Origin of the sequence: Ancrocorticia sp., assembly GCF_052089425.1 — a bacterium.
Classification (GTDB): domain Bacteria; phylum Actinomycetota; class Actinomycetes; order Actinomycetales; family Actinomycetaceae; genus Ancrocorticia.
On record NZ_JBQCZW010000004.1, the window covers coordinates 89,242 to 101,839 of the forward strand.

Sequence of the window (12,598 nt, forward strand, 5' to 3'; positions counted from 1 at the left end):
CTATCACTTCTTGTATAAAATTAACAACAAAATTTTATTGGGGGGGGGGGGGGGGCCCCCCCCCCCCCCCCCCGCTTCTCTCTCCCTTTTTACGCACAGCTCTACTCGCCGGAAGCAGAACATGTCTGAACACGTCATCCCTCTCTTCGAGGATTCCAGTCACCTCAGCTGGCTTGCCGATCACCGCCGCGGCCTCCTCGATTTTGCCAAAGCCCACGTGTGTTCACCCGAAGGCGGCTACGCATGGCTGGATGCACATGGTGATCCTATGCCGGCAGAGGGCCACCAACTGTGGATCGGCTCCCGGATGATCCACATTTTTTCGCTCGCCGCAATGGCCGGCCAGCCCGGAGCCCGCGACGTGGTGGAGCACGGGCTAGATTTTTATGTGGACGGCGCTGGCCGCGATCACGAACATGGCGGCTGGTTCGCGCAGGTCGGTGGAACCTCCCCATCGGATGCCAAGGAGCTCTATGGCACCGCCCAGCTTCTTCTGGCCGCTTCCTCGGCAACCCAAGCCGGGTTCAGCCGCGGCCGCGAGCTGCTGGACGCAACCCTCCACGTCATTGATACCTACTATTGGGACGAAGAAGCTGGACGAGCCAAGGAGAGCTACGACGCCACGTTCACCCAGTTGGATCCTTACCGCGGGCAGAACGCGAACATGCATCTGACCGAGGCGCTTCTGGCCGCCTACGAGGCCACGGGAGATCCCAAACTGTTGGCCAGAGCCACCTCGATCGCCACGTTCGTCGCGGGCCGCGCCGTCCTGCCAGCTACCTCCGAGCCTACTGACGAACTCGCCCGCATCGCGGCCACCGCCCCGTGGCGCCTACCCGAGCACTTTGACTCAGAATGGACGCCCATCTGGGACTACAACATCAATGAGAAGCGGCACGCCTTCCGCCCCTATGGCTCCACCGTGGGCCACTGGCTCGAATGGGCGAAGCTGTGCATGCAGATCCATGGCCTGGGAATCGATGAGCCATGGCTCGTTCCCACCGCCGAATCACTCTTCAAGCACGGCATCACGGAGGGATGGACCCCAACGGGCGGCTTTTACTACACGGTGGATTGGGATGGCAGCCCCGTGGTGTCGGACAAGTTCTTCTGGGCCCCACCCGAGGCCGTGAGCGCCGCCGTGCTCCTGTACCGCGAGACGAATGATGAGTTCTACGCCCAGTGGTACAACACCATCTGGGAGTACTGCCAGCAGTACTTCGTCCCCGAAACCCTCGGAGCTTGGCAGCACGAGCTTGACGGAGACAACCGTCCCACCTCACTGACGTGGGACGGCCGCCCGGACATCTACCATGTCTATCAAGCCACGCTGTACCCGCTGCTTCCTGAGGGCGAGGGCGTGGCAGCCTTCGCCGCAAAGAACGGCGCCGCAGCCCGTTGAGGTAGAGCCACTGAGGCCACGCCCGCCCTTACCCTGGCACCTCCGACTATCCCAGCAGCGCCGGGCGGGCGAACTCCTTGCCCAGCACATGCTCGTCGAGGAAGGCAAGGAACGTCTCGTACCACACCTGAGCGTTCGCGGGCTTCAAGATCCAGTGCCCCTCGTCTGGGAAGTACAGGAACTTGTTGCCGGCCTCCGGATGAAGGCGCTGTAGATCCTGCCATAGTTCGAGTGCCTGATTGAAGGGCACACGGTAGTCCTTGTCCCCGTGGATCACGAGCATGGGCACCTGAATCTGTTCGGCGCTCAGGTGAGGTGACCACAGCGTGGCCTGATTGCCGCCTCCGGGCAGCTCCCCCATCATCCACGTGTACCACGAACCGTTATCGGTGGCCTTGCTCATCGTTTCGATGTCCCATAGGCCTGCGTGGCTGACAATGCACGTGAATCGGTCCCCCGTATGCCCGGCCACCCAGTTCGCCATGTACCCGCCGTACGATCCCCCGGCAAATGCCTGACGCGCCTCATCAATATCGGGGCGGGAGATAGCAGCATCGGCTAGCGCCATGATGTCTGTGAACGGCTCGTTGCCCAGACCGTCATGGCCGCGAGAAACCATATGCTTGCCGTACCCGGTGGAAATGCCCGGATCAGGCAGCAACACTGCGTATCCCCGCGCCACAAACGGCCACGGATTCCACCGCCACGTCCAATCGTTCCACGAGCCCCACGGCCCGCCGTGAGCAAATATCACGAGCGGACTCGCCGCCTCCGTTTCCGGCAACGCCAACCACGCCCGAAGCGCCGTGCCATCTTCCGCGGTAGCGAAGATTTCCGTCAGCTCTCCCGGCAGCTCCAGCTCAGCCCCTAGCGGCGGGGCCACCTCAACCCGCCCCGTCCGAGGGTCGATCAACACAACGGTGGGCGGTTCTGCCAGCGAGGAGCGCAGCGCCACCAGACCATCACCGCATACGGAAAGGGAGGAGTATGTGTATTCGTCGTCGTCGGTTATCAGCGTTCCGGCCCCATTCTCCAACCGGAACACTCCCCCGCGCCCGCGCCGGTTAGCCGTGACAACAACGTCCCCGGCTCCAGTAATAACCGAGCCGGACGGGGTGTTGTCGAAGCCCTCCGTAAGCCCGGTGAACTCGCCGGTAGCCAGATCGTATCGGAACACCTCGGTATCCAGAACCTGACCTGCCAACGGTGGAAGGTGGGACGAAACCAGCGCCCAGGTGCCGTCGGGAGCGATCTCCCCAGCGCTGTATGACTTCGCGGCATCGCCCGCCACAAGCTCGGGTTGCCCCGCCACGGCGCCATCGGTGCCCAGCGCTCCGTCGAAGCGAACGCTCCATACCTGCGACGCCTCGGTGATCCCGGTGCGCACGGACATCGTGAGCAAAACCGTGGCCCCATCGCGCCCCGCCACGGCGCCCCCGAGCTTCCACTCGTCCACGCTGTCCGGCACAGACGGCAGCCCCACTTCGGTCAGCTCGATCGAATCGTCCCCGTATAGGGCGGGTAACCCTCCCACGAACAAGCGCCGCTCGGTTGGCCCGCAATCTGCGTTCCACCGGCGCACAGGGAAGGAATCGTACAAAACGGCGCTGGTCTTGGCCTCGCTCCGCTCCTTCGCAAAACCGTCCGATTCGGCCACGTCCTTCGCCGATGGCATGAGGGAAGCAGTCACAACAACCCCCGTGTTGGTCACCTGGAGGGAATCCACTCCCTCGAAGCGGCGTAGAACGATGCGCGCCTCGCCCTGAGGCGGCAGCATCCACACGGCGCTGCCCTCTTCTTCTTCGCGGCCATCCTTGCGGGAAAAGTACACTTCGCCGCGCGCGCCGATGACAAGTAAGCTGGCCGATTCCGCCCCGTGTGTGAGGTAGCGGGTGGTGATTGGTCCCGTGCCGTCCGCACCGTCCTCCCGCTCAACGGCCACCAGCTGGGTGATGAACGCCGTCCCCTTCTCGTTGGGCTCGCTCACGGTGGCCACGACGGTGCCGTTCGGGTGGCCCGCCAGCCCCATGATGCGTCCGGATCGAACGAAGGCTGAGATATTGTCAAACGTTGGGAGCTCCGGTGCTTTTTCTTTTTCTTCGGTGGTGGTCATGTTGTCATGCTACCGCCGTCAAACGTGCGATAAAGTAGCATGGATCGTGCGCCAGCGCCGCGCACTTGAGTTTTGTTTTCACGAGAGGCAGATTTCGCACATGAGTTCTCCCGAGCGCCGTGTTTCCTTCACGCCCGGCAAGATCAAAATTACGGACGAGATGAACATCCCGTGGGTGTATCGCCAGATCGCCCGCGACAAGCCGGGGCATGTGGTGATCGAACGCAAGTCCTCCATCAACACGTGGGTTCCCGTTCAGTGGAAGCAGTTTGAGGACGAGTTCCGGGACATCGCACGCGGCCTCATCGGCCTGGGAGTCCAGCCCGGGGACCGCATCGGGATCATGTGCCACACGCGCTACGAATTCACCCTATTCGATATGGCGATTTGGGCCGCGGGAGCGGTTGGCGTGCCGATCTACGAAACGGATTCCACGGACCAGGCGGGTTGGATCATCGAGGATTCGCACCTTCGCTACATCGTGGCCGAGACGGCCCAGATGGCGTCCATTTTGGCTCCGATGGTGAAAAAGCATAAGTTCTTGGAGAACGTTTTTATTGTCGACGACGACGCCCAGGGCAAAATCTCCGCACACGGCTCACTCGAAGACGATGCAGAAATTGACCGCCGCATCGATGCTATTCACGCCGATGATTTAGCCACAATCATTTACACATCGGGCACCACGGGCAATCCGAAGGGCGCTAAGCTGAGCCACCGCAACCTGTTGGCTGTAGTCATCAACGGGCCGTTGGACGAGAATTTGGCCAAGATCGTCGCGGGCAAGCAGCGCACGCTCCTCTTCCTGCCCATGGCCCACGTGTTTGCTCGGTTCATCAACCTCATGGCGATGTATGCAGGCAACATCATCGGATACTCACCGGACACGAAGAACCTCGTGGGTGACATGCAGTCCTTCAAGCCCACCTACGTGCTTGCGGTGCCGCGCGTGTTTGAGAAGATCTACAACGCCGCCGATGCCAAGGCTGGCCACGGCGTCAAGCTGCGCCTGTTCCGCCACTATGCCAAGGTGGCCATCAACTATTCGCGCGCTCTGGAAACCAAGGAGGGGCCAAGCGCCGCTCTGACGGCATCCCACCGGCTCGGAGACCGGTTGGTCTACCAGCAGCTGCGTAGTATCACCGGCGGTCAGCTCAAGTACGCGATCTCGGGCGGGGCTCCCCTTGGTGAGCGCCTCGGCCACTTCTTCCGTTCCATCGGCATCACGGTGTTTGAGGGGTACGGCCTGACGGAAACATCGGCGCCCACGTGCGTCAACGTTCCAGGCGGCATCAAGGTGGGCTCGGTTGGCCGCGCCTACCCCAGCTGCCGCGTCAGCGTGAACGATGATGGAGAGATCCTCGCCAAGGGCGATCACATCTTCATGGGGTACAACAACAACGATAAGGCCACCAAGGAGACCTTCACCGAAGATGGCTGGCTGCGCACAGGGGATCTCGGCCACCTCGATGAGGATGGCTTTGTGTGGGTCACGGGGCGCAAGAAGGAACTCATCGTCACGGCCGGTGGCAAGAACGTTGCCCCCGCTGTGCTGGAGGATCGCCTGCGCGGCCATCCGCTCATCTCCCAGATCGTGGTGGTGGGTGACCAGCGCCCCTTCATCTCCGCCCTTGTCACGCTTGATGCGGACATGCTGCCCGCGTGGTTGAGGAATCACGGCTTCGATGCGCTGACCGCCGCCGAGGCCGTCAAAGATCCTCAGGTTCTCGCATCGATCGACCGCGCCATTAAGCGTGCCAACGAGGCCGTCTCTCGCGCCGAATCGATCCGCAAGTTCAAGGTCCTGCCCATCGATTTCACCACGGACAACGGGTACCTCACCCCATCCCTCAAGGTGAAGCGAAACCTCGTCCTCCAAGACTTCGCTACCACGATCGACGAGATTTACGAGAAGTAGGGGCTACCACCGATTGTTCGACACCGCCGGATGCCTTCTATTGCCCGAGGGTATAGGCGGCATCCGCTTCGCTGGCAAGGCGCTCATCGTGAGTTGCGATCACAACACTTGCTCCGTCCATTGCCGATCGACGGAGCAGGTCAGTGATGAGCTGCCTGTTCTTTGCGTCCAGCGAGGCTGTTGGCTCATCGGCAAAAATGCACGTAGCTCCCTTGTAAAGCGCACGGGCGATACCCACTCGTTGTTTCTCGCCACCGGAAAGTACGACGGCACGTTCATTTTCCCGGCCAGACAGGCCAACGGTCTCAAGAGTCTGTTCCAGCTTAGAGTCTGAGCGCCGGCGCCCGAAGATTGAAGGCGTTCGAAGCGTGACGTTGTAGGCAACGGTTTCATCCTCGATCAGCCCGTAGTCCTGATAGATGAAGGCGGCCTTGTCACGCCAAAACTCTCGGCGGGATCTATCTGACCACCGTTCAACCGCTTGGTGTCCATCAAACTCGATCGTGCCCTGATCCGGAGTCCTGAGAAGACCCAGACAGTTGAGCAAAGTGGTTTTTCCTGACCCAGATGGTCCCACTAAGGCGACGATACTTCGGTCTGGGATACTCAGCGACACCTGCTCAAAAATCACTCGTTGACCAACATTTGCTTTGAGATTCTTGGCTACTATTTCGGTCATACTAATCAGTTCTTCCTTCCAACCATCCGCCGCCACATGCTCCGCTGCGCCAGCAAATGAGCCGTATAGGTGAACGGAATATACACAGCAACAATCGCGAGCGCAGTGAGCAATACTTGCTGCGGAGGCAATTCGTAAAGCAAATATGCGATCCAACTGCCGGCGGTGACGGTGGCAACTACCACCGCCGAATCCCCGGCAACCTGACCGAGTTGAATCCTGCTGAACGATTTCCCGTAACTATGCAGCACAAATATGTTGCGCCTGTGCCTGTCGGTCCACAGAAGCGCGCCTTCGACGAGGGTGATGACGAGTGTGGTGGCCGCAATGGTTACCGCAAGGAGTCCCAGCCGGGCCTGTTCATCGTACTTCTGGGCGGTGTCGAGCAACTGATCAGCCACATTGTCAATTGATGCTACGTAGCGGGACATCCCCGAATTATTCACAAGCTCACGCAGCATATTCGCATCGGTGAATACCAGTTGTCCGTTGGCCGCCAGCGCATCCAGCACACCCTCAGCTATGAGTTCCTTTGCGGGATCGTCAATCACGACAATCAACGAGTCATCGGTGTTCACGCCGTTGCCGCGATCAGCGTACGTTCCGATGGCTTGCATGGGTTCAGCGCCAGACGGCACCGTGTACCAAGCATCGGCTGCAGGGCCTTCACTGTCACGAGACCAGCTTTCGAGGATTCCTTCTATTTCCTCCTGCAATGGGGCTGGTACGTCAGTGTGATCGACAGCCTCGAGGCCCTTCATATCCCAGAGATCGAGATACCTTGGATTCGTGATAACTATGTGTTCGAACTCCGAATCCTCAATACTTTGCATTTCGACCATCTGATCGAGAGCGAATGACAATGCCAGAATGTCATTGTTTTCAGATAACTCCATCAACTCATCGAAATTGTCGGTAAATTCCTCCACATTCGTCGCAGTATCCGACGCCATAGTGAGAGTGATGCGCACTACCCCACGAACCCGCTCCCAGTTGGCAGCTTCCGAATGGGCCCCGCGTGCCGACTGCATGTACGAGATGGCGAACGGAATGGCGATGACAGCTAACGTGACCGCCAAGACCCTCAGCCCTATACCCACACGGAGCACGCCCCTCCACGGGATAATCCTCTGACCGATGTTCTTGACTTTAGGCCGCGTAAACCACGACAGCGCGATGAAAACCAGCAGCATGATGGCAATCGCAGCCACGAGGAAAAAGGTGGTCCATTTTGCGACGGTCAAAGCACCGCCACTCCCGACTATCACACCAACGATCGCTATGAAGGCAACAAGTCCTACCAATTCGAAAACAATCATCTCTCGTGAGAGTGACCAGATATCCGCGAGATGAATGCGCCATCGCGAAATGCCGCTCTGCATTCGAATATTCCTCGAAGGCCCCTTGGAATAGAACCATGTATTGCTCGCCGCAACAAACAGGAGGAGTGCACTTGCCACCGACATACCGGCGCCAGTTCCACCTAGCAGTGTTGTGATTGCACTGCGCGGTGATCGCTGGACGTAGTCTGTGATGGAAACTCCATGGTCCTCTGCCCATCCATAGAGTTCCTCAAGTTCAGACGAGTCTGCGGAGGTCACGTAGTAGCCATCGAGCGGTCGATCCCCCAGCTCATCGGAAGGAATGAGTTTCCCGTCCGTGTTGGGATCAAACCAAACAGGGCCATCAGGTTCCGGCGTCACTTCCCCGAAAATATGAGGTTCTTGGAAGTAGACGAACCCTCTCGATCGGAGGACACCTTGGCGAGGAACAAGCCACGCTCATCAGCAAATGTGTCAAGCCCATCGATAAGGCTGGCCTTGTCCAGCGGTGAATCCCCGGTCTCAACTGTTACTCCATATTGTGTTTTCAGTGGAAAACTTGAATCAAGTTCTTCCACCAGCCCCAGTGCTAACACCCCAAGGGAGAAAGACACGAGAACTGAAACAATCCGGATGATGTTCTTGAGCACGAACGATTCCTCCGCCTCTCCATCGTTGGAACAGGGCCGTTACGTCAACAGTCCGTTCAAAAGGCCGTCCGTGGCCACATGAACACCTTGATGATAGCTACAGTTGTTGGTTCATATAAGCCCGTCCACTTTTTGAGAGAATGGGTTTATATATTGGCCCGGAGGGGATGTCGACTCCCGAAGGCGCAGCCTCACATCCCAGAGAAGGAGTATCGTCAAAGTATGTTGATACTATTGGGCGTAGTTTTCGTTGCGACAACGGCACTTTTTTGCTGGATATACCGAGCATCAAAACATGGGGAACTCCCATTGAATGCTGCAACCGGCTTGCGGACGGTGGAGACGATGGCTTCCACGGCAGTGTGGCAGTACGTCCATAAGAAATACGCCAACGGTTTCCTGTTCAGTGCACTCTTGTGTGTGGCGCTGTGCGCGACCGTCATAGCTGGCGGAGCCAGCAGTGGCAACGTTAACGACATGAGTACTAAGTATTGGTGGATTCTCTCGGGAATCGGAGCGGCCCTGTGTTTCGTGGTTGTGGGAGTTGGTGTGTCCGCTCATTTCTCCGCACGACGCTTCAATCAGTCAACCGGCGAAGAACACTAGCCCCACGCATTAGACCCTGGCTGCTCCGAGAAAGGACTGTGCACCGGTGGCGTGGTAGGCGGATGATTCTGTCCTGACGCCCACCGGCCCTGCTGAGGGCCGGGCGCCGGCTGGGGCTGCGGTTGACGGTACGGCTGCGATGCCCACTGCCTCCCGCTATTATATGCCGGTCCCCCACCCGTTGCGTTGAGCGCGGCGTTAAGCCGCACGAGATCAACGATGTCCAGTACCAACATGAGGATACCGCTGCCAGCAACCACATAGAACATGACGGCCATGATGGTGGCTGCGGTATTTCCTGACAGGTCAAATTGTCTTTCTACCCATGACTGGACTGTAGGCCCCGAATCTCCGAAGTCCTGAGACGCGAAGGGGTAAAGCGCCCCGGCGATCAGAACCAGCAACACCGCGAAGGATGCATACGGTCCTGCTGACCGCTGCCCCAGTGTCCGGGAATATAGACGGATCAGGATGTAATGGACGATCACTACTGTCAGGCAAACGGGCACGAACATGATTATGCCGATGAAGATCATCCATCCGCCGTCGCTACCAAGGAATATGTGCCCAAACGGGATCCAGACACTAGCCAACGCGGCAAGTACACCCGTCAGCCTGCCCGCGAGTTTCTGCCACGCGGTCGGGTTCAGATATCGGCGGTACTTGTTCACGGCAAGCTGTTGCGGGTCCGTTCCTAAAGAAACAAACCCGCCCGAACCACCCAAGCCGTACGCGCTGGACCCCGAAAATGCCGCACTCATGCGGTGATCTTAGCAGCCGTCCTCATCCGATAGCTGCGTGGCGATCTCCTGATGGTGTTGAATCACTTCAGCCACGATGAATTTCACGAACTTCTCCGCGAACACGGGATCGAGACCAGATTCGGTGGCGAGCTGCCGGAGGCGAGTAATCTGACGGTCCTCGCGGGCAGCATCGGAGGCCGGTAGCCCGCGTTCCGCCTTGAGAAACCCGACCTGCTGGGTGCAACGGAACCGTTCAGCCAGAATGTGAATGAGAGCGGCATCCAAGTTATCGATGGTATGGCGGTAGGCGTCAAGTTCTGCGGGAACCTCAGCTGGCGTGACGTTCTCTGGCATACACACTCCTTTGGTTATGCGCTTTGACCGGCCTTCTTCTTCGAACGGAGCACAAGCTTGGGCTCAGCGTTCGCGGTAACACATGCTTCCTCGAACACAGCTTCTTGTACGTCACTACGTGATGGTAGCTCGAACATCTGCTCGCTGAGCACCCGTTCCAGAATCGAACGCAATCCGCGCGCGCCGGTGCCGCGCGCCATGGCCTCATTGGCCATTGCCCGCAACGCCCCGTCCGTGAAGGTGAGCTTGACTCCGTCCAGCTCAAACATGCGCTCGTACTGCTTTACCAGAGCGTTGCGCGGCTCGGTGAGAATCTGGATCAGATCGTCCTCGGACAGTGCATCGACCGTGGCGATCACAGGAAGCCGGCCCACCAGTTCGGGGATCAGCCCGAACTTGTGAAGATCATCCGGGTTCACTTCGCTCAGCACTTCTTCATCACTCACGTGGAGCGGGGCGCCGAATCCGATGCCGCGCCGCCCGGCACGCGAGGAGATGATTTCTTCAAGCCCAGCAAAGGCACCCGCGCAAATGAAAAGGATGTTGGAGGTGTCGATCTGGACGAACTCCTGCTGAGGGTGTTTGCGTCCGCCCTGCGGAGGGACGGAGGCAACCGTCCCCTCAATAATCTTGAGCAAGGCCTGCTGGACTCCCTCACCGGAGACGTCTCGGGTGATCGAGGGGTTCTCAGATTTACGCGTGATCTTATCGATCTCATCCACGTAGATGATGCCCATCTCCGCACGCTTGACATCATCATCAGCGGCCTGAATGAGCTTGAGCAGGATGTTCTCCACATCCTCGCCAACATAGCCGGCCTCGGTCAGCGCAGTGGCATCGGCGATCGCGAAGGGCACGTCCAGCATGCGTGCGAGTGACTGCGCCAAGTAGGTCTTGCCCGTACCCGTTGGCCCAAGCAGCAGGATGTTCGCCTTGCCGATCTGCACGTCCTCATCCGAGTGGCGCTGGGGGCGCCCCTGAGCACGGATGCGCTTGTAGTGGTTGTACACCGCCACGGATAGGGTGCGCTTGGCTGCATTCTGCCCCACCACATATTCATCGAGGAATGAGTAGATCTCCGTGGGCTTGGGCAGCGAATCCAGAGAGAACGATGCTGCCTTCTCTTCTTCCAGTTCCTCCGCGATGATCTCGTTACAGAGCTCAACGCACTCCGTGCAGATGTACACGCCAGATCCAGTGATCAGCTTGCGGACCTGCCGTTGGCTCTTCTGACAGAACGAGCACTTGAGCATATCGGCGGCATCGGCCGTACGCGGCATAAGGACTCCTCGGTTGCGTTCATGGTGCGGTGTTTTGCGAACCACCACCTATTTCACACCATCATCGCCCCCACGTCACGCACCCACGCCTAACTTCACCTGACAGCTCAGCATAGGGACAAGAATACCCCCGATCTCTCGGGGGCATTCTCATCAGCATGTGCTAGTTCTGTGGCTGAATCTTGCGGGAAACAAGAACTTGATCCACGAGGCCGTATTCCTTAGCAGCCGCGGCGGTCAAGATCTTGTCACGCTGAATATCGTTGGCGACTTCTTCTGCCGTCTTCTTGCCCTCGGTGTGGAAGGCAAGAGTGCTGCACAGCCAGTCCGTCATACGATCCAGCTCATCTGCCACGATCGCGATGTCGGAAGCCTGACCTTGCATTCCCTCCATAGCGGGCTGATGGATCAGCACTCGCGCGTTGGGAAGGGCAAGCCTGCGACCCGGGGCTCCGGCGGCCAGAAGCACAGCTGCAGCAGAAGCCGCCTGACCCAAGCACACGGTCTGGATCTCTGGCTTGATGTACTGCATCGTGTCGTAAATCGCCGTCAATGCGGTGAAAGAACCGCCGGGCGAATTGATGTACATGGTGATCGGAGAATCGGGATCCTGTGACTCCAGAACGAGGAGCTGAGCCATCACATCGTCTGCTGAGGCATCATCCACCTGGACACCCAAGAAGATGATGCGATCCTCGAACAGCTTCGCGTAGGGGTCCTGACGCTTGTAGCCGTAGGGCGTGCGCTCTTCGAAGTTCGGCAGAACGTAGCGCGATGATGGCATCTGGCCGGCGCTTCCGCCCGGCATTTGTGCATTGAGATTCATGTTCATCTGCGCTTACTCCTCCGTGGATCCGAGATTAAGCGAGGAAGCATTCGCGATGATGTTATCCACGAACCCGTACTCCAACGCTTCCTGAGCCGTGAACCAACGGTCACGATCCGAATCGGTGATGATCTGCTCCACGGTCTTGCCCGTGTTGGCAGCAGTGATAGCGGAAAGCTCCTTCTTCATTCCCAGAATGAGATCCGCGTTAATCCTGATATCGATGGCCGATCCGCCGGCGCCACCGGAGGGCTGATGCATAAGGACGCGGGTATGAGGGGTCAAGAAACGCTTGCCCTTGGCGCCCGCGCTCAGCAGGAACTGCCCCATGGAGGCGCACATGCCCATTCCAACGGTCACAACGTTCGGCCCCACGTACTGCATGGTGTCGTAGATGGCCATGCCCGCGGTAACCGATCCGCCGGGAGAGTTGATGTATAGGAAAATATCCTTCTCTGGATCCTCTGCGGCCAGCAGCATGAGCTGGGCACAGATGACGTTCGCGTTATCGTCACGAACCTCAGATCCGAGCCAGATGATTCGCTCCTTCAGGAGCCGGTTGTAAACGGCATCGCCGAGGGCAAGGCCCTGATCCCTGCCATCGCCTGCCAACTGTGGCGTGGTGCTCACTTGGTGTCCTTCCTAATCCGGAACCTTCCGGGTTGCTCCGAGGCAACCCCCGGACTATTACATCCAAAACCTTAT

The 12,598-nt window shown here is 58.8% G+C and carries 12 protein-coding genes; 3 read left to right on the top strand and 9 right to left on the bottom strand.

All coding sequences use genetic code 11. The features are described 5' to 3' along the window. The first annotated feature begins 121 nt into the window (after positions 1-121). The gene (locus ACTHV6_RS02885) at positions 122-1,402 is read left to right on the top strand and encodes an AGE family epimerase/isomerase (RefSeq protein WP_441385759.1); all 1,281 of its coding nucleotides are present in this window, start codon (positions 122-124) and stop codon (positions 1,400-1,402) included. 46 nt (positions 1,403-1,448) lie between these two features. Here the strand turns inward: ACTHV6_RS02885 and ACTHV6_RS02890 are convergent, their stop codons facing one another. Continuing rightward, a complete protein-coding gene (locus ACTHV6_RS02890) occupies positions 1,449-3,515 on the bottom strand; it encodes a prolyl oligopeptidase family serine peptidase (protein WP_441385760.1) in 2,067 nt (688 codons plus the stop codon). 100 nt (positions 3,516-3,615) lie between these two features. Here ACTHV6_RS02890 and ACTHV6_RS02895 point away from each other — a divergent pair, with 100 nt between their 5' ends. Further along, a complete protein-coding gene (locus tag ACTHV6_RS02895; protein ID WP_441385761.1) occupies positions 3,616-5,433 on the top strand; it encodes an AMP-dependent synthetase/ligase in 1,818 nt (605 codons plus the stop codon). 37 nt (positions 5,434-5,470) lie between these two features. On the opposite strand, the gene ACTHV6_RS02900 is transcribed toward ACTHV6_RS02895, so the two are convergent. The 3 genes from ACTHV6_RS02900 to ACTHV6_RS02910 are packed head-to-tail and all read right to left on the bottom strand — an operon-like array spanning position 5,471 to position 8,084. Beyond that, positions 5,471-6,112: an ABC transporter ATP-binding protein gene (locus ACTHV6_RS02900; protein WP_441385762.1), complete on the bottom strand. Its 642-nt coding sequence runs from the start codon at positions 6,110-6,112 to the stop codon at positions 5,471-5,473. Between the two features lie 5 nt (positions 6,113-6,117). Further along, positions 6,118-7,815 (bottom strand): hypothetical protein, encoded by a 1,698-nt coding sequence (locus ACTHV6_RS02905; protein WP_441385763.1) that lies wholly within the window; start codon positions 7,813-7,815, stop codon positions 6,118-6,120. After that, positions 7,812-8,084, bottom strand: coding sequence for a hypothetical protein (locus tag ACTHV6_RS02910; RefSeq protein ID WP_441385764.1), 273 nt, complete (start codon positions 8,082-8,084; stop codon positions 7,812-7,814). Before ACTHV6_RS02910 ends, ACTHV6_RS02905 begins: the two co-directional genes overlap by 4 nt. A gap of 222 nt (positions 8,085-8,306) precedes the next feature. On the opposite strand from ACTHV6_RS02910, the gene ACTHV6_RS02915 reads away from it, so the two are divergent. Beyond that, positions 8,307-8,690, top strand: a complete 384-nt coding sequence (locus tag ACTHV6_RS02915; RefSeq protein WP_441385765.1) for an SdpI family protein — start codon at positions 8,307-8,309, stop codon at positions 8,688-8,690. Here ACTHV6_RS02915 and ACTHV6_RS02920 read toward each other — a convergent pair. From ACTHV6_RS02920 to ACTHV6_RS02940, 5 genes are all read right to left on the bottom strand, one after another. Next, on the bottom strand, positions 8,687-9,451 hold the full coding sequence (locus tag ACTHV6_RS02920; protein ID WP_441385766.1) for a hypothetical protein: 765 nt from the start codon (positions 9,449-9,451) through the stop codon (positions 8,687-8,689). The two genes, ACTHV6_RS02915 and ACTHV6_RS02920, sit on opposite strands and share 4 nt — an antisense overlap. Positions 9,452-9,460: 9 nt before the next feature. Then, positions 9,461-9,787, bottom strand: coding sequence for a chorismate mutase (locus tag ACTHV6_RS02925; RefSeq protein ID WP_441385767.1), 327 nt, complete (start codon positions 9,785-9,787; stop codon positions 9,461-9,463). A 14-nt stretch (positions 9,788-9,801) separates the two neighbouring features. Further along, on the bottom strand, positions 9,802-11,067 hold the full coding sequence (gene clpX, locus ACTHV6_RS02930) for an ATP-dependent Clp protease ATP-binding subunit ClpX (RefSeq protein WP_441385768.1): 1,266 nt from the start codon (positions 11,065-11,067) through the stop codon (positions 9,802-9,804). A gap of 163 nt (positions 11,068-11,230) precedes the next feature. Further along, complete coding sequence (locus tag ACTHV6_RS02935) at positions 11,231-11,899, bottom strand: ATP-dependent Clp protease proteolytic subunit (RefSeq protein ID WP_441385769.1); 669 nt, start codon at positions 11,897-11,899, stop codon at positions 11,231-11,233. A gap of 6 nt (positions 11,900-11,905) precedes the next feature. Then, the gene (locus ACTHV6_RS02940) at positions 11,906-12,523 is read right to left on the bottom strand and encodes an ATP-dependent Clp protease proteolytic subunit (protein ID WP_441385770.1); all 618 of its coding nucleotides are present in this window, start codon (positions 12,521-12,523) and stop codon (positions 11,906-11,908) included. Positions 12,524-12,598 lie beyond the last annotated feature (75 nt).

Excerpts from the sequence above, each read along its gene's own strand:
- ACTHV6_RS02885 (WP_441385759.1), top strand. The coding sequence starts at position 122 with ATGTCTGAACACGTCATCCCTCTCTTCGAGGATTCCAGTCACCTCAGC.
- ACTHV6_RS02890 (WP_441385760.1), bottom strand. The coding sequence starts at position 3,515 with ATGACCACCACCGAAGAAAAAGAAAAAGCACCGGAGCTCCCAACGTTT.
- ACTHV6_RS02895 (WP_441385761.1), top strand. The coding sequence starts at position 3,616 with ATGAGTTCTCCCGAGCGCCGTGTTTCCTTCACGCCCGGCAAGATCAAA.
- ACTHV6_RS02900 (WP_441385762.1), bottom strand. The coding sequence starts at position 6,112 with ATGACCGAAATAGTAGCCAAGAATCTCAAAGCAAATGTTGGTCAACGA.
- ACTHV6_RS02915 (WP_441385765.1), top strand. The coding sequence starts at position 8,307 with ATGTTGATACTATTGGGCGTAGTTTTCGTTGCGACAACGGCACTTTTT.
- ACTHV6_RS02920 (WP_441385766.1), bottom strand. The coding sequence starts at position 9,451 with ATGAGTGCGGCATTTTCGGGGTCCAGCGCGTACGGCTTGGGTGGTTCG.
- ACTHV6_RS02925 (WP_441385767.1), bottom strand. The coding sequence starts at position 9,787 with ATGCCAGAGAACGTCACGCCAGCTGAGGTTCCCGCAGAACTTGACGCC.
- clpX (WP_441385768.1), bottom strand. The coding sequence starts at position 11,067 with ATGCCGCGTACGGCCGATGCCGCCGATATGCTCAAGTGCTCGTTCTGT.
- ACTHV6_RS02935 (WP_441385769.1), bottom strand. The coding sequence starts at position 11,899 with ATGAACATGAATCTCAATGCACAAATGCCGGGCGGAAGCGCCGGCCAG.